Here is a 23,169-nt window from a genome sequence, read left to right on the forward strand (position 1 = left end):
GTCAGCGCCGGCGTTCAGTTCTCGCCGGAGCTGAATGCACCGCGCGCGTCGCGGACCGTCGTGCGGAGGAGCCGCTGGAGACTGTCCCGACGCAGGTAGAAGAGCACGGCGCCGAGGACGAGGTAGACGGCGGTGTAAGCGTAGAGGATCGTGATGCTGATCTCGGTGGCGACGGGCTCCGCGTACGTCCGGATCACGTAGAACTCCGCGAACACCTGCGTCGAGAACAACGCGAGGAGCGCGACGGCCTCGCGGGCGTCGATCTCGAAGTTCGTCAGGATGGCGATGGCGAAGAAGCTCTGGGCGGCCGTCACCCAGATCTCGACCGCCTGCTTCGTGTCGAAGGGGAGCGCGCCGACGGCGCCCGCGGAGATCGAGTAGACGACGGCGAGCGTCCCGACGAGGAGCGTCCACTGATTGAGCTTCGAGGAGATGAGCGCGTTGAACCCCGCGGTCGAGCGCGCCTTGTTGACGAGGTAGGCGACGACGACGAGCTCGGGGCTCTCGGAGGCGAGCGGCGCGATCCACTGAATCATGAAGAACTCGGGGACGCCGTACTGGAGTCCGAGGGTCTCCAACCCCTCCGCGAACGGGTGGACCGCGGTGAAGATGATCGCGCCGGAGAAGACGAAGCCGACGAGCACGAGCGCGATCCGCGGGAGGCGCGGGTAGTTCTGGAAGTACGCGGGGACCCCGACGTGAGCCTCGGGCTCCTCGACTTCGCCGCGGACGATGATGAGGAGATAACAGACGTACAAGCCGACGAGGAAGAGGGTGTCGAGCGGACCGATGCCCCCGAACGGGACGACGAAGGCGTAGGCCGTCGCGGCGAGCAGGAACGTTATCTCGACGGCGATGCTCCGATCGAGCGTCACCGTGTCCGCGAGGAAGCCGTCGCGCTTCTCGACCGCGGCGTCCGCGCTACTGCCCGCCCGGTAGATGCTGAACAGGGCGATTCCCGCCCAGCCGAGGCCGATGAGGATGCGGTTCGCGCCCGTCATGTTGGCGATCGCCAGGTTGGCCGCGTCGGCCGATCCGGCGCCCGCCTGCCACGCGTAGAGGGCGTCGACCGCGTACTCGGGGGCGACGGCGAGCACCGCGAGGACGGCGATGGCGAACGCCCGCGGGACGTCCTTCTCGGCGGTCTCGGCCGCCCACGCCAGGAGGAACGCGGCGCCGAGGATGGCGATTCCGGCGACGAGGACGGCCATCCCGGCGGTGATGTTCTCACCGACGTGGACCGCGCCGTAGCCACCGTAGGTCACGAAGAACCAGAGCCACGGCACGGTCAACAGGAGCGTGACGGCGACGGCAGTGAGAGGGTGGCGGAGTCTGGAGCGCATTCGGACGGGGCGAGGGCTCCCGGTCACATAAGCGACGAGGATGCCGTCGGCGACGTCCACGGTCGCGGCCTTCGAGAACCTGAAAGACGCTGGCGCGGCGACGAACGCTTACGGTCCTCCTCCCACAAGCCGGAGACATGACGGGACAGCGCGACCGCGCGGCGGTCGATGACGACGCCGGCGACCCGGTCGGTGAGTTCGCGCCGCTACACGAGGAGGACGCGGCGACCGTCGAGGGGACGATCCGCGGGGAGCGGGCCGGGCCGCTGGCGGTCTGCGGACCGCCGTACGGGGGCCGTCACGACCTGCTCGAACGCCTCGCCGACGCCGCCGGCGCGACGTATCGCCGCCTCGACCCCGGTGCGGACGCCGCGGCGGTCCGCGACGCCCTCGGCGACGGCCCCCTCGTCGTCGACGACTGCCACCACCTCTACGAGCGCCGGATCGGCGGCTTCGACGACCTCGACGCGGCGGTGCGCGCCCTCGCGGCGACGGAGACGCCGGTGGTCGCGGGGTGGAACAGCTACGCGTGGACGTATCTGGCGCACGTCCGCGACGTCGATCGGACGTTCGCGGAGCGCGTCGAGACGGCGCCGGCGAGCGCGTCGGACCTCGCCGGTCTCCTCCTCGACCGGTACGAGGACCTGCCGACGTTCGCGACCGACCGGACGGCCGACGGGATCGTGACGACCCGCCGGGTCTCGGCCACGCTTCGCGGGCGGACGGTGGGCGTCTCGATCCCGGTCCCGAACCGCCGCGTGCTCGGACCGAGACCCGAAGGCAGAGAGGTGGATCCGACCGACGTCGTCTTCGAGCGTCTCGCCGCGGTGTCGATGGGGAACGTCGGCGTCGCCACGGCCATCTGGGAGGCGACGCGCCGCGACGAGCTCCGACCGAGCGACGTCGCGCCGGCCGGCGACGGCCTCGACTTCGACCGCGAGACCGCGTTCTGCCTGCGCGTCCTCCTCTCGAAGGAGCGCGTCGCGCGCCCCGAGCTCGACCGACTCGTCGACCACGCGACGCGCGCGCTCGCCCGCCTCCGCCGCGCCGACGTCGTCACCGTCGACGAGGGGATCGTCCGGCTCGCGCCCGCGGCCGTCCCGACCGCCGCGCGCGAGACCGACCGGCGGGGGCTCCAATGATCCCGCCCCGGACGGGGCTGACCGCGGTGTCGATCGATCCGGTGCTGCTCGGCAACAGCGTCGCGGTGCTCGTCGCGGCGTACGTCCTCGTCCGCGTCGCGACCGGGGCGATCGGGGCGCTCGCCGAGCGCGTCCCGCGCCGCCGGATCGCTATCAAGATGCTGACGCCGGTGGTGACGTTCGCGGTCTACGCCGGCGCCGCGTACGTGATCGCCGGCCCCCTCCTGCGCTTGTCGTCGACGCAGGTCGTCGCGCTCTCGGGGCTGTTCGGCGCGGCGCTCGGGTTCGGTCTGCGCGACCTCGTCGCGGGCGTGGTCGGCGGGCTCGTGCTCGTCACCGAGAAGCCGTACCGCGTCGGCGACAAGGTCGAGATCGGCGAGCACTACGGCGAGGTGACGGGGATCGGGCTGCGCGCGACGACGCTGACGACGCCGAACGACACCGAGGTCCGCGTGCCGAACGCGACCGTCTTCGACTCGAACGTCGCCAACGCGAACGCGGGCGCGCCGGAGATGCTGGTGACCGTCGATCTCGCGGTCGCGGAGGGCGCGGACGTGGCGCGAGCGAGCGAGGTCGTCGCGGACGCCCTCGTCACCTCGCCGTACGTCTACGTGGACGACGACCACCCGACCGCGGTCGTCGTCGAGGACGAGGCGTACTACCGGACGGTCACGGGGAAGGCGTACGTCGCCGACCTCCGCGACGAGTTCGCGTTCGCCTCCGATGTCACCGAGCGGAGCCTCGCCGCCTTCGAGGAGGCGGGGATCGAGACGCCCGAACGCCCGGCGGAGCGCGCAGTCACCGGACCGGACGACGGATAGCAGAGAGCCGGGAGCCGGATCGTGCGGCGCCGTCGCTGCGTCGTCTCCGGGCACGACCTCCCGGAGTGCGACGGCATCGACCTCTTCGAACCCGTCCGGGCGGGCCATCCCGATCTCTCCTCCCCCTTCGTCACCGGCGTCCCGCCACGCCCCGTCGGTCGCCCGACGATCCGTTTAAGCGCGTGCCGCCCCTCAGTCGGGCCGAATGGAGGGGTCCGTCGCGCTCGCCGTCTATCCGGCCACCGTTCTCGACCGGCTCACCGACCGGGGGCTCCGGGAGTCCCTCGCGTACCTCGACCCGGACGCCGTGCTCGTCGAGCGGCCGCGACACGGGGCGCGGCTCGCGGCCGTCGGGAGCGACCGCCGGGTGCTCCGTCTGACCGACCTCCCGACGGGGGTCGTCGCCGGTGCGTCCGGCCCGCAGCTCGCGTGTCTCTCGACGCCGCGCGGGTTCGAGACGCTCGCAGGTCACGAGCGACGGGGCGACCTCGACGCCGCGAGCGAGACGTACGTCCTCTCCGACGCGCTGGCCGTCGACGTCGACCTGACGGCGCTGGAGACGACGCTGGAGGGCCGCGCGGCGTACGAGGAGGCGCTGGACGGGGCGGCGATCGACGGCTCGTACACGCACCTGACGACGAACGCGGACCCCGGATACCGAAACGACTGGGACGGGCTCGCCGTCGCGGGCGTCTGGCCGGGCGCGAGCGAGACGAGCGCGTCACCGCCGGCCCGGATCGCCGCGCTCCGCCTGTACGGCGACGGGACCGTGGCGAGCGACACGTACGATCCGGGGCGGTTCGGCCTCGAAGGCCTCGACGGCGTCGGACCGACGCGCGCGGCGACGCTGCGCGAGGCCGGCTACGCAACGAAAGCGGCCGTCGCGGCGAGCGATCCCGGCGAGCTCCAGCGCTGTGAGGGGATCGGCGCGACGACGGAGCGGACGATCCGCTACAGCGCGAAGGCCCGAAGCGAGGGCGTCGTCTACCGAACCTCCGCGGAGCGTCTGCCGGGCAACGATCCGGTGTTCGTCGACATCGAGACGGACGGGCTGAGCCCGACGATGATCTGGCTGATCGGCGTGTACGACAGCCGTACCGAGGAGTACCGCTCGTTCCTCGCCACCGACCCGAACGCGAGCGGACGCGCCGTGTCGGCGTTCGCGGAGTGGTACGCGACGCGCGCGAGCGGACGGCCGCTCGTCGCGTACAACGGCGAGCGCTTCGACTTCCCGCACCTCCACGAGCACGTCACCCGCCACTGCCCCGAGTACGCCGCGACGTGGCGCGACGCGTGGACGTTCGATCTGCTCTGGTGGGCCTCGACGGAGGGGAACGCGGTCCTCCCGGGGGCGACGAACGCGCTCGACGACGTCGCGGGCGCGCTCGGCTGGGAGTCCGCCGGGACGGGCCTGAGCGGTGCGGTCGTCGGCCAGCGCTTCCGACGGTGGCTCGCCGATCCCTCGCGGGCGACAGAACTCGACTGGGCGCGCCACGAGCGCTACTGCGAGGACGACGTGCGCGCCCTCGCGTACGTCTACGAGGCCGTGCGCGACGCCGAGCCGATCGCGGGCGTCGCCCGGAGCGACGGGCCGCGAGACGCGGCGGCGACGACGACCACGCAGGGGACGCTGGGTGATTTCGAATGAGCGACGACCGCGATCGGCTGGCGGACGAGCTCACGCCCGCCGCCCTCGAAGCGACGTACCCCGACGCCGAACCGGATCAGCTCGCGCACGTGGAGACGGTGCCGGCGGTGGCGGCGGACACCGTCGCGCCCGGCGACGTCCTCCCCGCGTGGCTCGCGGACGCGCTCGATCACGACCTCTACTCGCACCAGGCGGCGGCGCTCGACGCGCTCCGGGACGGCGAGAACGTCACCGTCGCCACCTCGACGTCCTCGGGGAAGACGCTGGTCTACGCGCTCTACTACGCGCTGTTGAAGCGGCGGGATCCGGACGCGCGGGCGCTGTTCGTCTACCCGACGAAGGCGCTGAGCACCGATCAGGAGCGGGCGCTGAACGACCTGTTCGGCGACCTCGGCGTGGACGCGAGCGCGGAGACGTACGACGGCGACACCAAGGCGGAGCGCAAACCGCTGATCCGGGCGAACCGCGACGTCGTCATCACGAACTTCGCGGGGATCAACCACTACCTCTCGAACCACGCGAAGTGGCGCGACGTGTACGCGAACACCGACCTCGTCGTGATCGACGAGTCGCACACGTACACGGGAGTCCACGGGATGCACGTCTCGTGGGTACTCCGGCGGCTCCGCCGCGTCCTCGATCACTACGGTTCGACGCCGCAGTTCGTCTGTACGAGCGCGACGATCGGCAACCCGAAGGACCACTCGGAGGCCCTGGTCGGCCGCGAGTTCAGCGTCGTCGAGACCGACGGGAGCCCGCGGGGGCGCCGCGAGATCGCGTTCTGGCTGCCGCGGCGGGACGACGACGGAGGCGGGAGCGGGAGCGACGAGGGGGCCGCCTCCGCCCCCGCGGACGCGGACGCCCCGACCGCCCGGAAGCGCGCGGGGGCGGCGGCCGCGAGCGTCACGAGCCACCTCGGGCTCTCGGGCGTGCAGACGCTGGCGTTCCTCCGATCGCGGCAGGGCGTCGAGATCGCGGCGAAGCGGGCGCGGGACGCGGCGCGCGAGCACCCGACGGACGCGCGCCTCGACGCGAAGCCGTACCACGCCGGGCTGAGCAAGCGAAAGCGCCGCGCGGTCGAGAACACCCTGAAGAGCGGGCGGACGGACGCCGTCTTCACGACGAGCGCGCTCGAACTCGGGATCGACATCGGCGGCGTCGACGCGACGGTGCTCGCGGGCTACCCGGAGACCCGCCAGTCGTTCTGGCAACAGATCGGACGCGCGGGGCGCGGGACGTCGAAGGCGCTCTCCGTCTTCGTCCCGCGGCGGGACGCCATCGATCAGTACATCCTCGACGACCCGGACTACCTGCTCGGCGACGAGATCGAGGACGCGGTCGTCGACGTCTCGAACAACCACGTCTACGCGCGCCACGTCCGGTGTGCGGCCGAGGAGCTCCCGCTCACCGCCGACGACGCGGCGTGGTTCGGCCCGCGAGAGCGCCTCGAACGCGCCGTCTCCGTCTGGCGCGACGCCGGGGAGATCGTCGGCGACTTAGAGCGCGGCGCACAGTACGACGGTCGCCCGCGCCCGCAGGCGTCGATCTCGCTGTACGCGACGACGGACGTCGAATACGAGGTCCGACGCGTCGACGGGGAGATCGACATGGAGCCGATCGGCCGCGAGCGCGCGTATCGAGACTACCACCCGGGCGCGCTCGTGATGTACGACGGCGAGCAGTACGAGGTGGTGGACCTCGCCGAGGACCGCCACCGGCCGTACGTCGAGCTCGAACGCGTCCGGACGAACGAGTACACGACGACCGCCCACGAGAAGCGAGTCCACGACATCGAGGCGACGCGCTCGCGCGACCTCGGCGACGGCTACTCGCTCCACGCGGGGACGGGCACCGTCGAGATCGACTACACGCAGTACCGCCGACACGACATCGGCGACGGCAGCGTCGAGGGACCGTACCCGATCGACCTGCCGCCGATCGAGTTGCGAACGCACCTGACGTGGGTCGAGCTCCCCGCGGACATGGAGTCCCGGGTCGTCGACGCGCTCGGACCGGCGGCGCTCCTCGATGCGGACGGCGCGCCCGCCTCCGACGCCGGCTGGACGTTCGCGGGCGGCCTCCACGGCGCGGAGCACGGCATGATCAAGCTCGCGCCGCTCGAACTCCGCCTCGACAACTCGGACATGGGCGGGCTCAGCACGCCGATGCACCCCGAGACGGGCGCGCCGACGTGGTTCATCCACGACGCCGTCGAGGGCGGCGTCGGGTTCGCGCACAGCATCTACGACCACGTCGAGGCCGTCGCCGCGAAGACCCGCGATCGCGTCGCGCGCTGCGACTGCGCGGACCCGACCGGCTGTCCCTCCTGTCTCATGTCCGCACAGTGCGGCAACGACAACGAACCCCTCCACAAGGGCGCGACGACGGCGATCCTCGACGCCGTGCTCTCGCGACTCGACGCCCCGGAACGCGAGTCGGAGGGCTCACCCACCCCCGACGCGTAGGCCGCGACGATGCCCGAGACGATCACGGGGACGGTCATCCACGTCGTCCCCCCGGACGACCGCGACGATCACGACCTCGACCCCGCGCTCGCCGAGCGCGCCGCCGGCAACTACATCGTCGTCTGTCGCCGCGGCGGCTCCCCCTCGTTCCTCCGGCGCGTCTGGTCGCTCCTCCGCGGGGGGTCGATCGACGCGATCACCGTCGTCACCGCCGAGGAGTACGCCGAGGGCGACCGGATCGCGATCGAGGCGAGTCCGGTCGGCGTCGCGGGCGTCTACGACGCGACCGAGCGCTGAGTCGCCGGACACACTTTAGTGGATCCGCCGGGAACTGCCGCGTATGCGTGCCGCAGTGTACCACGGACGGGAGGACGTTCGCGTCGAAGAGATCGAAGAGCCGACGGTCGGCGACGGCGACGTGCTGGTGGAGGTCGCCGCCTGCGGGATCTGCGGGTCCGACCTCCACGAGTACGCCGCCGGGCCGATCTTCGTGCCGGGCGAGGAGCCCCATCCGGTCTCGGGCGAGACCGCCCCGATCCCGATGGGCCACGAGTTCGGCGGGACGGTCACGGCGGTCGGGAACGACGTCACCGACGTCGACGTGGGCGACGTAGTCGCCGTCAACCCCATCCTCTACTGCGGCGACTGTCGCTACTGCACCGCCGGTCGCTACCACCTCTGCGAGTCCCTGGGGTTCATCGGCCTCTCCGGGGGCGGCGGCGGGTTCGCGGAGCAGATCGCCGTCCCTCGGGAGAAGGTCGTCTCGTTCCCCGACTCCGTGCCCCCGGCGTACGCCGCGCTCGTCGAGCCGTTCAGCGTCGGTCTCCACGCCGTCCGGAACGCCGACTTCGAGGCCGGTGACGACGTCGCCGTGTTCGGGACCGGGCCGATCGGACTCACCGTCGTCCAGGCCGCCCGCGCGGCCGGCGCCCGGACGGTCTACGCCGTCGAGCCACAGGCCACGCGGCGCGACCTCGCCGCCGAGGTCGGCGCGGACGTCACGCTCGATCCGAGCGCGACGGACGCGCTCGAGACGCTCCTCGACGAGACCGACGGCGGCGTCGACGCGACGTTCGAGGTCGCCGGGATCGAACAGACCGTACGGGACGCCATCACCGCCGCGAAACACGACGGGTCGGTGACGATCGTCAGCATCTTCGAGGACGACGTCGCGTTCGACCCGAACGAGATCGTGCTCGGCGAGCGCGCGATCGGCGGCTCGACCGCGTACGCGGCTGGACCGCGCGGCGGCGTGGAGTTCAACGCCGTCCCCGACATGTTCGCGGACGGCACGCTCGATCCCGACCCCCTCGTCAGCGACCGGATCGCCCTCGACGACATCGTCGACGACGGCTTCGACGCGCTCCTCGATCCCGATCGCGAGGCGGTGAAGATCCTCGTCGAGCCGTGAGGTAAGGATCACCGCGGCACGAGCGTTCTTGTGGCTGGTCGCGGTACGGCCGGTATGCGACTCGCTCGTGCGCGGACGCCGGACGGGATCGTGACTGGAACGTACGACGACGGCGTCCTCGAAACGGAGACGGAGGCGTACGACCTCGACGGCGACGAGGCGGCGTTACTCGCACCGGCGGCGCCCTCGACGCTCTACTGCGTCGGGCGGAACTACGCGGCGACGCTCGATCAGATGGAGTACGAGCGCCCGACGGAACCGGACTTCTTCATCAAGCCGCCGGTCTCGGTGCTCGGCCCCGAGCGCCCGATCCCCTATCCGCGGTTCTCCGAGGAGGTCACGTACGCCGGCGAACTCGCCGCCGTCATCGACGAGCGGTGCAGCGACGTCGCCGCGGCGGACGCGGACGACGTCGTCCGCGGGTACACGATCATGAACGACGTCGACGCTCTCGACCAACCGGGACGCACCGCCCGCAAGGCCTTCGACGGCTCCGCCCCGCTCGGGCCGTGGATCGAGACGGACGTCGACCCGGGCGGGATCGAGATGCACACGGAGGTCAACGGCGAGGAGCGCCAGCGCTCCGACACCGACCACATGCTCTTCTCGCCGCGGACGGTCATCGCGTTCCTCTCGGAGCGATTTACCCTCCGGCCGGGCGACGTCGTCGCGTTCGGCAGCCCGGCCAACCCCGGCCTGATCGAACCCGGCGACGAGATCGAGATCACTTACGAGGGCGTCGGTACCCTGCGGAACACGGTCGGAGAGTCGGACGACGCTCGGCGCTAAAGCGCGTCTCGGCCGCCGCTCGTCGCCGGCCGGGACCACCCCGGCGGTGGGAGACGCCTGTAGCAAACGATTTCCCGACCTCGCTCGAAGGGTGGATGAACGTATGCCCGATCGCCGATGGATCCGCCTCCTCGTGCTCGCGCTCGTCGTCGCCGCGGCGATACCGACGGCGACAGTCGCCTCGCCGCCGGCGACGGCGAGCGAGACGGTCACCGTCGGCGACGTCGAGATCGATCCCGACGACGTCGTGCTCGGGGTATCCCTACACGCTGACGGGAACGCGACGTGGCGTGTCACGTACAGGATGCGGTTGTCCACGGAGAACGAGACCGACGCGTTCGAGGAGCTCGCGGCCGACGTCCGCGGGTCGCCGGCGGAGTACACGTCCGGGTTCGAGCGGCAGATGAGGGCGACGGCGCTGGCGGCGGAGAACGCGACCGGCCGCGAGATGCGAGTCACGAACGTCTCCGTCGACGCGGAGACGCGCCAGCTACCGCAGTCCTACGGCGTCATCACCTATCGGTTCACGTGGACAAACTTCGCGGCGGTCGACGGCCCGCGACTCCGCGCCGGCGACGCCCTCTCGCAACTCTTCCTCGATGCCGAGACGACGCTCCTCGTCGAGTGGCCCGAGGCATATCACGCCACGGCCGTCGACCCACAACCGACGGACGAGCGCGAGAACGCGGTCATCTGGGAGGGGCCGCTGGAGTTCACGGCGGGACAGCCGACGCTCCTCGCCACTACCGCATCCACGTCGTCTCGACGACCGACGTCGTCGGGTCCGTCACCGGCGCTCTTGGCCGGTGGTGCGCTCGTCCTGCTCGCGTGCGTCGGTGGGGCGCTCTACCTCTATCGGCGTGGTGACGCCGACGACACGGCGTCCGTCGAGTCCGGTGGCCCATCACCCGGACCGGCAACGGGAACGGGCGAGAGCGAACGGACGGCGGAGAAAGCGTCGACCAACGCGGAGGAGTCCACGCGGGCGGCGGAATCCACCGAACCGCCCGAGGAACTGCTGAGCAACGAGGAGCGCGTGCTCCGACTGGTCGAAACCCACGGCGGACGGATGAAACAACAGCAAGTCGTTCAGCAACTCGGGTGGACGGACGCGAAGACCAGTCAGGTCATCGGCGACCTCCGGGAGGCGGGGGACATCGAGACGTTCCGAATCGGCCGCGAGAACGTCGTACGACTGCCCGAGGAGTCCGAGTGAGCGCGGCCGCCGAGACCGGGGGTCGAGTTCCCGTATCGGGAAGTCGGGCGGCGACGTCGCGCGTTCGTTCGTCGCTATTCGGCGTAACTGCGGTTAATTCGGGTTGACGAACTCGGGCGTATATATGTCGGTGAGTCCGTGACTAGAGACGAAAGGATGCGCCAATCCGTCATCACGTTGTTCGTGTGTCTCCTCGTCGTCGCGGGGTCGGCGTCTGTCACGGCGAGCGTCGGTTCGGTCGACGGCGACGCCCGCGATGCCGTACCGAACGGGACGACGAACGACACCGCGTCGGACGCGATCGCGCCCGGGGAGCGCCTCGCGGGCGTGGTCGGTGTCCGAGGCGCCGATCTCAAGGGGGATCTCGAATCCCGAACGTTCGGTCGACGGGTCGAAAGCGCGGCGACGCCGGACGCGAAGGCCGAAATCGTCAGCGCACAGTTCGAGGAGAGCCGAGCACGAGCCGAGCGACTCGCCGACCGGCTCACGCGACTTCAGCAGGCCCGGCGGAACGGAACGATCAGCGAGGGTCGGTACGCCGCACGCGTGGCCGAGACGCGTGCCGAGTTGAACGCCGTCGCGGCGGTGACGAGCCGGACCGCGAACGTCTCTGAGGGCCTCCCTGCGGAGGCCCTCCGCGCGAACGGTGTCAACGCCACCGCGATCAGAACGCTCCAGCGACGCGCTGGGGAGCTGAGCGGACCGGAAGTCGCGCGCGTCGCACGAACGATTACCGGCCCCGACCACGGTCAGGGTCCGGTGAACGCGACCGACCGGCGTACGCGACCGGCGCGATCGGCGGACACCGAGACGGTCACACCGGGTCCCGACCGGACTACGACACCGGCTCCCAACCGGACGGTACCGATCCGTGACCGAACCGACACGGTAGCGAACAATCAGACGGGTGCGATGGCTCGCAACCGAACGACTACGGCGACGGGTGATCGGACGGCTACCGTGGCCCGCAACCGAACGGCCACAGTGGACGGGAATCAGACGGCTACGGCGGCACGTAACCGAACGGACACAGTGGACGGGAATCAGACGGCTACGGCGGCGCGTAACCGAACGGCCACAGTGGACGGGAATCAGACGGCTACGGCGGCGCGTAACCGAACGGCCACAGTGGACGGGAATCAGACGGCTACGGCGGCGCGTAACCGAACGGACACGGCGAGTGATCGGACGACGGGTACCTCACGCCCCGAACCGTCTCGAAGACCGACGGCCGACGGCGGCCACCGGCGGACGGCGGACGCGTCCACGGCCCGATCGCCGGCCTCGTGAACGGGGTGGCGCTCACAGGACGAACTGGAGCAGGACGAAGACGGCGGCGAGCGAGGTGACGGTGGTGACGAAGACGTTCGCGGACGCGAGGCGGGTGTCGCCGCCGAGTTGCGTCGCGTAGATGAACGTCGAGATGGCGGTCGGCATGGCGAGCATGACGACGCCGGTGCGGACGGTGAGGGGATCGCTCGTGAGGAGCGTGAAGACGCCGAAGGCGAGGAGCGGCATACAGACGATCTTGAGGGCGACGACGGCACCGACCGTCGGAACGTCGACGCCGTCGGCGTCGAAGGTGAGCGAGGCCGCGACGGAGAGGAGCGCGGCGGGGAGCGCGAGGTCCGCGAGCCACCCGAGCGCCGTCGCAGCGACGTCCGGGACGGGGAGGCCGAACGCGGCGAAGCCGAGGCCGACGACGAGCGTGACGATCACGGGGTTGCGTACGATGCCGAGGAATTCGTCGCGGAGGTCGGCCTCGGCGTCGTTGATCGTCATGAGGACGAGGACGGTGAGCGGGATCTGGACGAGCGCGCCGACGCCGAGGAGGACGCTCGCCTTCCCGGCCGCGACCGATCCGAGCGTGATCGTGACGATCGGGAGCCCGAGGAAGCCGAAGTTGCTGTGGTACGATTGGACGATGGCGACGCTGCGTTTCGCGGGGTCGTCGAGGCGGCGGTGGACGAGCCACGCGATCGCGGCGACGGCGAGCTCGACGAGGACGAACGCGGCGATCATGCGCGGTGAGAAGACCGCGACGAGGTCCGTCGTCGCGGTCGAGGCGAAGACGAGCGCGGGGAGCGCGACGTAGAACGCAAAGCGCGTCAGGTAGTCCGCGCGCGTGGCCGTGAGGAGGCCGAGGCGGCGGGCGACGAGCCCGGCGCCGAGGAGGCCGAACATGTAGAGGAGGTTGGAGGCCAGCGACACACCGAAGGGGTCGTGTCGGGGATGCTTTCGCGTTTCGGATGCGGGCGAGATGGAAGAGTACGTACGTCGGGTACCGTGCCCGACCCGCGACCGATCGAAGCCGACCGATCGAGCCGGTCGTAATCGGTTTGGTCGCGGCCCCGCGTAGCCCGACGTGTGGGTCCCGACAGCGAGAGGTGGGCTGCGTGCCCCGGGCGGCGCTCTCCGATAGCGTCGGATCGCATCGGCTTCGAGCGGGATTGCTCCTCGGGCCCGTGCTCGTCCTCGTCTCCGTCTCCGTCTTCGGGCCCGTGCTCGTCGATCCGATCAGCGTGTGAGCAGACGATGACGACGCGTACACGTACGAAGCTACGGTCACCGCGATGCTCGTCGGTCTCTGGTCACTCAGGCGCGGGTGGAGACAGTACGACCGGGGGCGGGAGGAGCGGTGAGACGACGGGCGCGTCGGCGACGGCGGGAGGAGCGGTGTCGGTCAGTTCCCGGTGACGATGTCGGCGACGCGCTGTCGGTCGAAGAGCCGTTCGCCCTCGGGGATCGCTGGATAGGGCTCGCCGTCGGTGTAGCCCGGCCACTCGCCGAAGACGTCGGGGTAGAGCTGTTTCGCCGTCATCTCGATCTGGAAGAGGTTCATCAGCGGGCCCTGATAGCGCATCCCCTGCGCGTAGACACGATCGTTCTGCACGGCGGAGAGCTCCTTGCCGACCGGGTGGTCGCGGAGCTGCTCGCGGACGGTCGCCATGTCGTAGCGCGAGGTCATCCCCCAGAGGTGGAGGATGACGTCGGGGTCGGCGTCCGCCATCGTCTCGTAGCCGACGGAGCCCCAGAGGCCGTCCCACTCCGCGTCGCCGAAGGCGTCGGTCGCGGCGAGCGGGCGGGTGTCCGCGAGCCAGAACCCGGGCCGATTGAGGTGGTACGTCCAGAACTGGCCGTCACCGAGGGTGACGCGGACCGCCGTGGGGCGCTCTTCTCTCGGCGGGAGGTTCTCCTCGATGTGGGTGATGAGGTCGGCGTGAACGGCGTTCAGCCGCTCGAAGCGCCGGCGCTCTCGGAAGACCGAGGCGACGCGGCCGAAGATCTCCCAGAGCGTGTAGTATTCGTAGGCGTCGGCGTAGGCCTCGGGCGGCGCGCTGCGCGTGCCGCTGTAGAAGTTCCCGAAGAAGGGGCCGACGTTCTCTACGACGTCGTCGACGTCGCTGCGACTCCAGTTCTTCTGCGTGCTCGCCCACGCGGGTCCGAGGAGGTGGACGTCGCTGTCGAGGTTGTAGAAGAACTCCTTCGTGAAGTTGTCGAACGGGTTCGGGAGGCCCTCCCAGTCGAAGGCGACGCCGTCGAGGTGCTCGTAGTAGTAGTTCATCGTCGTCCCGGACATCTCGGGGACGAACAGCGAGTTGACGGCGTCGCCGTGGCCGAGCGCGACGAGCATGTCCGCGTACTGCGGGTACATCGTGAAGGCGCTCTCCGGCACCTCGTCGAACGTCACCTCGCCGACGGGCGCGATGCTCGCGGTGTACGAGTCGGCCGCGCTCGTCCCCCCGGCCGTCGTGGAGCTCGACGTCTCGTCGGCGTCGTCGCTACTCCCGCCCGTACAGCCGGCGACGAGCGCGCTCCCGACGGCTCCCGCGCCAGCGAGATACGCGCGCCGCGTCGTGCGTGGCGTCCGGTCTACCATGATTTAGGCAACCCTAAACTGACGGTTAACGCTTGCGGGTTCGAGTTCGGGCGTCAGGCCGGCCCGAAGCTCTCGATCGCGGCCTCGGCGGGATCGCGATCCGCGGCCTCGAGGAGCGCCTTCGCCTCGGCGACGAAGTCGTCGAAGCCGAAGACGTAGACGGCGGGCGTGGGAACGGACGGGTGATCGGCGTCGAAGTCAGCGAGGTCGTCGAGGCTGTCGACGACGGCGACCGTCGCGCCGGCCTCGGCGAGCGCGTCGAGGCGCGCGCGGTGCGGTGGCGCGTCGCCCCGATAGACGACCGTCGCGTCGTGGCCGCTCTCGATCGCGCGCTCGGCGACGCCGACCGCGGGACCGATCCCGGGTCCGGCCGCGTAGACGGCGACGTCGCCCTCGCCGCGGTACTCGATGGTCCCGAGCGGGCCCTCGATCTCGATCTCGTCGCCCACCTCGCGCCGCGCGAGCCACGTGCCGAGCGACTCTTCCGGGGATTCGTCGACGGGGTAGCCGACGGTGATCTCGAACGTCTCGGCGACCGCCGGCGAGGAGATCGTGTAGTAGCCGGCGTCGTCCCCGCCGGGGCGGCGCACGAGGACGAACTGACCGGGAGCGGCGTCGAACGACGCCGGAGCGTCGAGTTCGATGGCGACCGTCTGCGGGCCGACGTCGGCGACGGCCGCGACCGTGAGCGTTGGCATGGGCCGCGATACGTTCGAGCGCGGCATAAACGGCGCGTCTCGGGCGAGGGAGTCCGATTCGGCGACGGCTAGTCGATCCAGACGTGCGTTTCGCGATCGGCGTTCGACGCGGTCGGCGTCGTCGGCACCCCGCCGTCGTACAGCAGGTAGACGACCCGCGTCCTCCCCGGACCGTCCGCGACGGCCGACGACCGGCGTCGCGTCTCGCCCGCCGGGACCGTGAGCGTCTCGCGGCGGACCTCGTCTCGCGCGAGCACACGCGTCGCGTTCTCGGCGGCGACGCGTTGGCGCTGCACGACGAGCGTGTACGTCGCCGTTCCCGTCCCGTGGTTCGTGACGCCGACGCTCAGCGTCTCGTTCTCGCCCGGATAGCCGCCGGCGACCGCCCCGCCGTCCCCGGTCGTGAGCGAGAGCGACGCGCCGGCGGTCGCGGGCGTGAGCGCCGCGTGGGCGACGCTCGCGGCGGCGAGCAGTATCAGGACGACGAGCGCGGCGTCGAGCGTGCGCCGCGAGCGGTCGTCGGTCGCATCGGGCGACGCGACGGCGGTCCCCGGGGGGGCACCGCTCTCGGACGGCGCCGAATCCGCGGAGCGACGGCGAGCGGCGACGACGACCGCGAGACACGTCACGGCGGTGAGCGCACCGGCGAGCGGGACGGGACCGAGGGCGAACGGGGAGAGCGAGACGCCGACGGCGCAGAGCGGCGTGACAACAGCGCTCGCGGCGACGGCGAGCGCGAGGCGGGTCGCCCCCGGGCGTTCGTCGTCAGCGAAGAGCGCGGCGACGATCGCGTACCCCGGCGCGAGGAGGGCGAGCGCGAGGCCGAGCGGGAGGCGAAGCGCGCCGCCGAGCGGCGAGAGGAGGACGCACGCGTCGGCGAGGAGCGTCAGCCCGATCGCGGCGGAGAGATCGCGGGGCACGCGCGGCGCGGCGCGAGGCGGCATGCGTGTCCGTAGATCCGCCGCGCGCGCAAGTGCGTTGTGCTCCGCTTCAGTCGCCCTCGATCGTCCCGTCGCGGAGGACGTACCGGTCGTCGAAGCGCTCGACGAGGCGGGGGTCGTGGCTCACCACGAGCAGCGCGGTGTCGAAGTCGTCGCGCACCGCGTCGAGCGTCGACAGCACGGCGTCCGTCGTCTCGGGGTCGAGCTGGCCGGTCGGCTCGTCGGCGAGGACGACGCTGGGTCGGTTGGCGAGCGCGCGGGCGATGGCGACGCGCTGGCGTTCGCCGCCGGAGAGCGCGGGCGGGTGGCGCGTCGCGAGGTCGGCGACGCCGAGACGCGCGAAGAGGGTGTCGAGCCACGCCTCGTCGATCGCGCCCGCGTGTTCCTGCGGGACGCGCGCGTTCTCGTAGGCGGTGAGGTCGTCGATGAGCCGGAAGGACTGGAAGACGAAGCCGAGGTGGTCGCGCCTGAGGGCCGCGCGCTCGCGCTCGGAGAGGGCCGTCGCGTCCCGTCCGCGCACGCGGAGCGTCCCGGCGTCCGGCGTCGTCAGGAGGCCGAGCACCTCGAACAGCGTCGATTTGCCCGCGCCGCTCGCCCCGCGGACGAGCGTCCGCGCGTCCGCCGGGACGCGCAGCGAGAGCCCGTCGAGGACGGCGCGCTCGCCGCGCGTCAGCGTCAGATCGCGCGCGTCGAGCACGGGCGGCGCGTCGCTCACGGCGCCACCCCGGCGCGACACGTCCCCGGTGCCCAGCGAACGACGACGCGATCCGGTCCCCCGTCGTAGACGACGCTTCCGTTCATCACCCACGACTCGTAGGTCGAGCGGGGTAGTCGGACCGGTCCGGTCGCCGTCGGCGCGCCGACGGTCGTCCACGAATCGCGGGCGACAGTCGGGCAGTCGGGCGGCGGGCCGTCGCCCCGGAGCCACGCCGTCACGGGCGCGCGGGCGACGTCCGCCGAGCGGTAGTTGTCGGCGACGAGCGCGACGTGGTCGTCGGCGGCCCACGTCCCGTCGAGGTGCGTCGTGGCGAACGTCGCGGCGTCGAACGTCTCGGGGTGAGTGATCGGCTCGAAGGGATAGGCCTGCAGGCCGAGGAAGGGGAGGGGCGCGGAGGCGAGGAGCGCGACGACCGCGCAACAGGCGGCGACCCGGCCGAGGTGTGGGCGGCGATGGACGAGCGCGGCCAGCCCCGCGGCCGCGGCGACGAGCGCGCCGAGGTGGACGAACCCCGTCGCGCGGACGGCGAGGTCGAGATAGCGGGGCGTGCTCCCCGCGGTGAGGGCGAACCCGATCGCCGCGAGCGGCCCGAGGACGGTGGCGAGCGCGGCGATGCCGCGGTCACTGGCGAGCCGCGGCACGCCGATCGCGGCGGCGGCGAGGGGGGCGAAAAGCGGGAGCGTGAGACACAGGAGCAGCGGGGCGGTCGTCGCGCGAGCGGGATAGAGCGCGACGACGGCGTTCGCGGCGAGGACGGCGAGGCCGCCCGCGAACGCGGCGAGCGGGACGGCGCGCTGGACGCGCGCGGAGCTCGCGTCGAGCCAGCGGGCGAGGACGACGACGAGCGCGAGCCACGCGGCGAACAGCCCGAGCGAGGCGACGGCGGTGTCGGCCTTCGGGAGGTCGATCGCCTCGTAGTAGCCGACGGTGAGCGCCCAGAACCCGAGCGTGCCGATCGCCCCGCCGACGAGGCGGCGGCAAGTGGGCGAGCGCGCGACGGCGAGCGCGATCAGCGTCGTACAGACGAGGCCGGCGACGAGGGCGCTGAGGTTGTGCGCGACGGGCATCGTCGCGCCCGCGGCGACGGCGAGCGCGAGCCAGCGACGACTCCCGGTGACGTGTGCGCGGCCGAGCGCGAGGACGAGAACGGCGAGAACCGCGAGCCCGTACACCTCGCCGCTGACCGACATCGTGCGAAAGAGGAAGGGGCCCTCGACGGCGAGCGCGAGGCCGGCGAACGCGGCCGCGGCGCGCCCGTGCGAGGCGGGGAGGTCGGCGGTGACGTCGCGGACGAAGACGACGGCGACGAGGGGCGGGACGACGGCGAGACAGGCGACGACGGTTTGGGCGACGAACAGGGGCGCGACGCCGGTGAGCGCGCTCGCGGCGGCGAGCAGCGTCACGAAGAGGTACTGATCGGCCGCGGGGGCGGCGGCCGCCGTCGGATCGAGCGGGACGCCGCCGGCCGCGAGGAGACGTTCGGCGCTACTGGCGAAGACGAACGCGTCCGTGTTGTACGGCAGCGGCGAGACGTGGAGGCTGGCGAGGCGCGCGGCGATCCCGACGGCGACCACGGCGACGAGGAGCAGCGGATCGACGCGAGGGGGCCCGGCGCCCGCGTCGTCGCCGCTCATCGGCCACCTCCGAGGAGTCGAGACGGATCGAGGCGAGCGTCGCGCACGGCGAGCGCACCGGCGCCGACGAGCGCGAGCGCGAACGTCCCGAGAGCGACGGGGGCGACGGTCCAGAGGGGAACGCTCGGCGCGACGCGGACGCCGAAGGCGGTCAGCGCGCCGGCCCACGAGAGCGCGCGGAGCGTCAGCCACGCGAGGGCGAGACCGGCGACGGTCGCGGGGAGCGCGATCCGTGCGGCGTCGGCCAGCACCGTCCCGACGACCCAGCGCGGGTCGGCACCGATCGCGCGGTGGACGCCGAGGTCGCGCCGACGCGCCTGTACGGCGTCGGCGAACGTGGCGACGATGCTCCCGACGGTCATCAGGACGCCGAGTCCGAGGAGCGTCGCCAGCACGAGTCCGAGGTTCCCGAAGGCCCGTGAGAGGATCCCCGCGGTCCCGACACCGCCGGCGCTGCGACCGCTCGCTGCGAGCGCGCTAGCCAACCGCGCGTCGCCCGTCACGCGGTAGCTGGTGCTCGCCGTGGCGTTCCCGACGCGCGCCGCGACGTCGTAGGATCCGGGTGGCCGGCGCGCGATCGCCGCCGTCACGGTCCGTTCGGCGCCCGGGTCGAGCGCGACGGTCGTCGTCCGATCGACGCCCGGTCCCGTGATCGATGCCGAGCGTTCGAGCGGCGCCGGCCACGGGTTCGTGACCCGTAGGGCCGCACGCGGCGCGCCGAAGACGCTCACGCGCTCCGGGACGTGCAGTCGAACGCCGGGGCCGCGCACCGCCCCGTCGGCGACCCGGACCGTCCGCGTCGCTCGCCGATCGCCGGCCGACGCCCGCATCTCGTAGCGGCCGGGCGTCGCCGGGAGGCGGACGCGGGTCGCGCCGTCCGCGGTCGTCGCGTTCGCGTTCGACCCGATCGCCACGCGCGCGCCTTCGACGCGCTCGCCCGCGACCGTCCCGACGGCGACGTCGAGCGACGCGTTCGGCGGTCCGCGGGCCGGGAGCGGGGCGAGCGTGAGCGTCCCCGGCGCGACGACACGCACCCGTCTGGTGGCGCCCGCGACCCGCGCGGTGTGCGTCCCGGCTGCGTTCGCGGCGAAGTCGAACGAGGCGGTTCGGCGCTCGCCGGCGTCGAGCGCGACCGACCGGGTCTCGCGGGCGCCGTCGAAGGCCGCGCGGACCGTCCGCGTCGCCGCGTCGTCACCGACGTTGCGGAGCCGGACCCGGAGCGTGACCGTCTCGCCGCGCGCGACGCGATCGGGGGCGCTAACGCCGAGGACGGCGACCGTGCCGTTCGCGGCCCGCGCGCCGCCGAATCGGACGACGTTGGCCGCGCCAGCGGGAACCCCCTCCAAGTGTCGGGCGAGCGGGAGGGAGACGAGGAGGTGGTCGTCGGCCGCGCCGCGCGCGTCGTAGGCGCCGACGATATCGACGGTGCCGACGGCGGCCACCGTGCTCCCGCCGAGGGCGAGCGAATCGCCCGGGTCGACGCCGAGCGTCCGCGCGAGGTCGTCCCCGACGACCGCCTCGTCGCTCGCGGTCGGCGCGCGGCCGGCGACGAGGGTGGCGTCCGAGACCGCTCGATAGGCGTCGAAGTCGACGCCGCGGGCGGGGAACGCCCGTCCGTCGTGGGCGAGGAAGAGCAGGATCTCGGGGCTCGCGGCGACGCCCGAGCGCCGGAGTTCGTCCGCGTACGCGACCGGGATGTGGCTGTCGACGGGGTGGACGGACCCGGGTTCGGTGACGACGCCGCCCGCGCCCCCGCCGGTCGCGCCGAGACTGCCGAGAACGCCGCCGAGCGCGGCGACGACGAGGACGAACGCGACGAAGACGGTGAGCGTCGCCGTCGTCGGCACGACGGCGCGCGCGGGCAGGAGCCGCGGCCCACCGGGCCACCCCCGCGAGCCGGTGTCGGACTCGTCGAGCGGCGCCCCGCCGACGACGGGTCGAGCGGCGAGCGCGCCGGCGAGGCCGCCGACGCAGACGAGCGCGAGGAGGATCGCACCGACGAGGGCGGCGGCGCGCGTGTCGAGGGAGAGCGGGAGGCCGACCGGGAGGCCGAAGCGGACGGCGGCCGTCGCGGCCGCGTTCGGTGCGATCACGCCGATCCCGTAGCCGAGCGTCGCCCCCGCGAGCGTCAGCAGGGCGGCCCGGGCCGCCACAAGTCGGCGGACGCGGCGCGCGGAGGCCCCCGTGGCGCGGAGCGCGACGAGCGTCGAGCGGCGCTCGCGGACGGTCATCCGCGTGACGCTGAACACGACGACACCTACGAGGACGGCGACGCCGGCGCAGACGACGCCGAGCGTTTCGAGGACGCCCGCCGTCCCCGCGAGGAAGAACGACAGCGCGCCGACGAGCGGCGCGCCGGGGTCCGGGACCGCCGATTCGGCGTCGCGGACGACGAGCGCGCGCTCGGCACCGAGCTCTCGCACCGTCGCGGCGTCGGTGACGAGCCAGCTGTCCGGGAAGGGGGCGTCGGCCGTGCGATCGGCGCTCGCGCGCGCCACCGTGGCGTCTGGGCCGGCGAGTTCGACCGTCGTCCCGACGGGCGATCCGGCGACGCCGTCCGGGAGATCGAGGCCGAGCGGGTTCGGCCGCGGAACGCCGACGACGGTGTGGGCGTCGCCGGCGACGCGCGCCGTGGTGAGCGGGAAGACCGCCGCGCCCGGGGGCGCGCCGTCGGGAACGTCGCTCGTGAGGACGACCGCGGCGTCGGCGCCGTGGTCGGCCGCCATCGCCGTGGCTTGCCCCGAGACGGCCAGGAGGACGAGGACCGCGCCGACGAGGAACGCCGCGGTCACGGCGACGACGAGGACGGCGAGGCGGTCGCGGAGCGACCACCGCGTCAGGAGCGCGCGCCGGTAGCTCACGGCGCCCGCGCACCCCGTCGCTCCGCGTCGTCGGTCATCACGCGGAGGTGGGCGATGGGACGGCGTAAGTGCCCGGGTTCGGGACGGACGCGAAGGGCTTTCGGTGCCGCTCGTCGTTGAGCGCGACGACGCCGGTCCGCGAGCCGGGCCGGTCTCGACTCACCATGGCCGCCGACAACGATCACCCGCGCGTCCTCCACGTGTGCAAGCACTACCACCCCGCGACGGGCGGCATCGAGAACGTCGTGCGGAGCCTCGTAACCGGGATCGACGACGCCACCTTCCGCGTGCTCACGACCCGCGATGGGCAGGGTCGGGGCCGGGTCGACACCGTCGACGGGACGCGCGTCGTCCGCGCGGGGAGCCTCGGGAGCGCGCTGTCGACGCCGCTCGCGCCGGCGTTCCCGCGCCACCTCCGCCGCGAGCGCCGGTGGGCCGACGTCGTCCACTACCACCTGCCGTTCCCCCTCGGACCCGTCAGCGCCCTGATCGACCCGGGGGGCGAGACGCCGAGCGTCGTGACCTTCCACGACGACATCGTCGGGAAGGGCCCCGCCGTCTACCCGTACGCGCCGGTGTTGGGCCGCTTCCTCGACGCCGCGGACCGCTTGCTCGTCACCTCGCCCAACATGCGCGAGGGGTGCGCGCGCGTCGCGCCGTACCGGGGCAAGACCGACGTGATCCCGCTCGGCATCGAGACGGACGACGTCCCGCGCGAGGGCCGGCGGCCCGACGGACGGGAGCTCCTCTTCGTCGGCCGCCTCGTCCCGTTCAAGGGCGTCCGCCATCTCGTCGCGGCGATGACGCACCTCGACGACGCGACGCTCACCGTGGTCGGCGCGGGCCCGGAGCGGGAGGCGCTGGAAGCGCGGGCGGCGGCGCGGGGGGTGGCGGACCGGGTGACGTTCGCGGGCTACGTCTCCGAGGAGCGTCTCGAACGGCAGTACCGCGAGGCGGACGTCTTCGTCCTGCCGTCCGTCGGTGCGAACGAGTCGTTCGGCATCGTCCAACTCGAAGCGATGGCGCACGGCCTCCCCGTCGTCAACACGGCGCTCCCGACCGGCGTCCCGTACGTCAGCGTCGACGGCGAGACGGGGTACACCGTCGATCCCGGTGATCCGGCGGCCATCGCGGACGCCGCGGCCCGCCTGCTCGCCGACCCCGAGCGCTACGAGAGGTTCTCCGCGAACGCCCGCGAGCGCGTCCACGGAACGTTCGCGCGACGCGGGATGCTCGACGCCACGGCCGCGGTCTATCGGTCGCTGGCGGACGGCCGGGACGGCGAATGACGGAACGGAGGACGAGCGAGAGCCGGCCCGGGATCGGGAGACGCGGACGGACGAGGGCACGGGAGACGGGGGAGGGGCGGATCGGCGCTCAGCGCGGCGAGACGAAGTCCCCGGCGACGGCCCGGTAGACGGCGTAGCACGCGAGCACGGCGAGTCCGAGAACGACGAGCGTGCCACGGACGTCGACGGAGAGCCACGCGCGCTCGCCGACGAACGTGCCCGCGAGTCCCAATCCGGCGGTCCCGAGGAGGACGAGACCGCCGCCGAGCCACATGGCGATCCGGTCGGCGGAGCGTGTGTGTCCCGTCATGGT

The 23,169-nt window shown here is 72.6% G+C and carries 19 protein-coding genes; 10 read left to right on the top strand and 9 right to left on the bottom strand.

From position 1 onward, the window contains the following. Nucleotides 1-14: 14 nt before the first annotated feature. Entirely contained in the window at nucleotides 15-1,343 is a 1,329-nt protein-coding gene (locus IEX91_RS03375; protein WP_188877104.1) for a sodium:calcium antiporter, read from the bottom strand. A 137-nt stretch (nucleotides 1,344-1,480) separates the two neighbouring features. Here IEX91_RS03375 and IEX91_RS03380 point away from each other — a divergent pair, with 137 nt between their 5' ends. The 8 genes from IEX91_RS03380 to IEX91_RS03415 all read left to right on the top strand — a co-directional run bounded on the left by IEX91_RS03380 (nucleotide 1,481) and on the right by IEX91_RS03415 (nucleotide 10,835). Further along, nucleotides 1,481-2,485, top strand: coding sequence for a hypothetical protein (locus IEX91_RS03380; protein WP_188877105.1), 1,005 nt, complete (start codon nucleotides 1,481-1,483; stop codon nucleotides 2,483-2,485). Continuing rightward, nucleotides 2,482-3,306, top strand: coding sequence for a mechanosensitive ion channel family protein (locus tag IEX91_RS03385; RefSeq protein WP_188877106.1), 825 nt, complete (start codon nucleotides 2,482-2,484; stop codon nucleotides 3,304-3,306). The genes IEX91_RS03380 and IEX91_RS03385 overlap by 4 nt, the downstream gene beginning before the upstream one ends. A gap of 205 nt (nucleotides 3,307-3,511) precedes the next feature. Continuing rightward, a complete protein-coding gene (locus IEX91_RS03390; RefSeq protein WP_188877107.1) occupies nucleotides 3,512-4,954 on the top strand; it encodes a ribonuclease H-like domain-containing protein in 1,443 nt (480 codons plus the stop codon). Further along, nucleotides 4,951-7,419 (top strand): DEAD/DEAH box helicase, encoded by a 2,469-nt coding sequence (locus IEX91_RS03395; RefSeq protein WP_188877108.1) that lies wholly within the window; start codon nucleotides 4,951-4,953, stop codon nucleotides 7,417-7,419. The genes IEX91_RS03390 and IEX91_RS03395 overlap by 4 nt, the downstream gene beginning before the upstream one ends. A 9-nt stretch (nucleotides 7,420-7,428) precedes the next feature. Further along, nucleotides 7,429-7,716: a DUF7526 family protein gene (locus IEX91_RS03400; protein WP_188877110.1), complete on the top strand. Its 288-nt coding sequence runs from the start codon at nucleotides 7,429-7,431 to the stop codon at nucleotides 7,714-7,716. Between the two features lie 43 nt (nucleotides 7,717-7,759). After that, nucleotides 7,760-8,830, top strand: a complete 1,071-nt coding sequence (locus tag IEX91_RS03405) for a 2,3-butanediol dehydrogenase (RefSeq protein WP_188877111.1) — start codon at nucleotides 7,760-7,762, stop codon at nucleotides 8,828-8,830. Between the two features lie 54 nt (nucleotides 8,831-8,884). After that, nucleotides 8,885-9,619 carry a fumarylacetoacetate hydrolase family protein gene (locus IEX91_RS03410; RefSeq protein ID WP_188877112.1) on the top strand — a complete coding sequence of 245 codons (735 nt, stop codon included), beginning with the start codon at nucleotides 8,885-8,887 and terminating at the stop codon, nucleotides 9,617-9,619. Between the two features lie 103 nt (nucleotides 9,620-9,722). Next, complete coding sequence (locus IEX91_RS03415; RefSeq protein WP_229772774.1) at nucleotides 9,723-10,835, top strand: helix-turn-helix transcriptional regulator; 1,113 nt, start codon at nucleotides 9,723-9,725, stop codon at nucleotides 10,833-10,835. 1,302 nt (nucleotides 10,836-12,137) lie between these two features. On the opposite strand, the gene IEX91_RS03420 is transcribed toward IEX91_RS03415, so the two are convergent. Next, nucleotides 12,138-13,046, bottom strand: coding sequence for an AEC family transporter (locus IEX91_RS03420; protein WP_188877113.1), 909 nt, complete (start codon nucleotides 13,044-13,046; stop codon nucleotides 12,138-12,140). A gap of 176 nt (nucleotides 13,047-13,222) precedes the next feature. On the opposite strand from IEX91_RS03420, the gene IEX91_RS03425 reads away from it, so the two are divergent. Beyond that, complete coding sequence (locus IEX91_RS03425; RefSeq protein WP_188877114.1) at nucleotides 13,223-13,363, top strand: hypothetical protein; 141 nt, start codon at nucleotides 13,223-13,225, stop codon at nucleotides 13,361-13,363. Between the two features lie 155 nt (nucleotides 13,364-13,518). Here IEX91_RS03425 and IEX91_RS03430 read toward each other — a convergent pair whose 3' ends face one another. The 6 genes from IEX91_RS03430 to IEX91_RS03455 form a co-directional block, all read right to left on the bottom strand. Next, nucleotides 13,519-14,715, bottom strand: a complete 1,197-nt coding sequence (locus IEX91_RS03430) for an ABC transporter substrate-binding protein (RefSeq protein ID WP_188877115.1) — start codon at nucleotides 14,713-14,715, stop codon at nucleotides 13,519-13,521. 53 nt (nucleotides 14,716-14,768) lie between these two features. Then, nucleotides 14,769-15,413, bottom strand: a complete 645-nt coding sequence (locus tag IEX91_RS03435; protein WP_188877116.1) for a ferredoxin reductase domain-containing protein — start codon at nucleotides 15,411-15,413, stop codon at nucleotides 14,769-14,771. A 68-nt stretch (nucleotides 15,414-15,481) separates the two neighbouring features. Beyond that, on the bottom strand, nucleotides 15,482-16,357 hold the full coding sequence (locus tag IEX91_RS03440) for a DUF1616 domain-containing protein (protein WP_188877117.1): 876 nt from the start codon (nucleotides 16,355-16,357) through the stop codon (nucleotides 15,482-15,484). Between the two features lie 46 nt (nucleotides 16,358-16,403). Beyond that, nucleotides 16,404-17,069, bottom strand: a complete 666-nt coding sequence (locus IEX91_RS03445; protein WP_188877118.1) for an ABC transporter ATP-binding protein — start codon at nucleotides 17,067-17,069, stop codon at nucleotides 16,404-16,406. Next, complete coding sequence (locus tag IEX91_RS03450) at nucleotides 17,066-18,706, bottom strand: hypothetical protein (RefSeq protein WP_188877120.1); 1,641 nt, start codon at nucleotides 18,704-18,706, stop codon at nucleotides 17,066-17,068. Before IEX91_RS03450 ends, IEX91_RS03445 begins: the two co-directional genes overlap by 4 nt. Next, nucleotides 18,703-21,567 (bottom strand): ABC transporter permease, encoded by a 2,865-nt coding sequence (locus IEX91_RS03455; protein ID WP_188877121.1) that lies wholly within the window; start codon nucleotides 21,565-21,567, stop codon nucleotides 18,703-18,705. Before IEX91_RS03455 ends, IEX91_RS03450 begins: the two co-directional genes overlap by 4 nt. Before the next feature lie 164 nt (nucleotides 21,568-21,731). Between IEX91_RS03455 and IEX91_RS03460 the strand changes: the two genes are divergently transcribed. Then, entirely contained in the window at nucleotides 21,732-22,856 is a 1,125-nt protein-coding gene (locus tag IEX91_RS03460; protein ID WP_188877122.1) for a glycosyltransferase, read from the top strand. 88 nt (nucleotides 22,857-22,944) lie between these two features. Here the strand turns inward: IEX91_RS03460 and IEX91_RS03465 are convergent, their stop codons facing one another. Then, nucleotides 22,945-23,166: a hypothetical protein gene (locus tag IEX91_RS03465; RefSeq protein ID WP_188877123.1), complete on the bottom strand. Its 222-nt coding sequence runs from the start codon at nucleotides 23,164-23,166 to the stop codon at nucleotides 22,945-22,947. Between the last annotated feature and the right edge of the window lie 3 nt (nucleotides 23,167-23,169).

This window comes from Halarchaeum nitratireducens (assembly GCF_014647155.1).
In the GTDB taxonomy this organism is placed as follows: Archaea; Halobacteriota; Halobacteria; order Halobacteriales; family Halobacteriaceae; genus Halarchaeum; species Halarchaeum nitratireducens.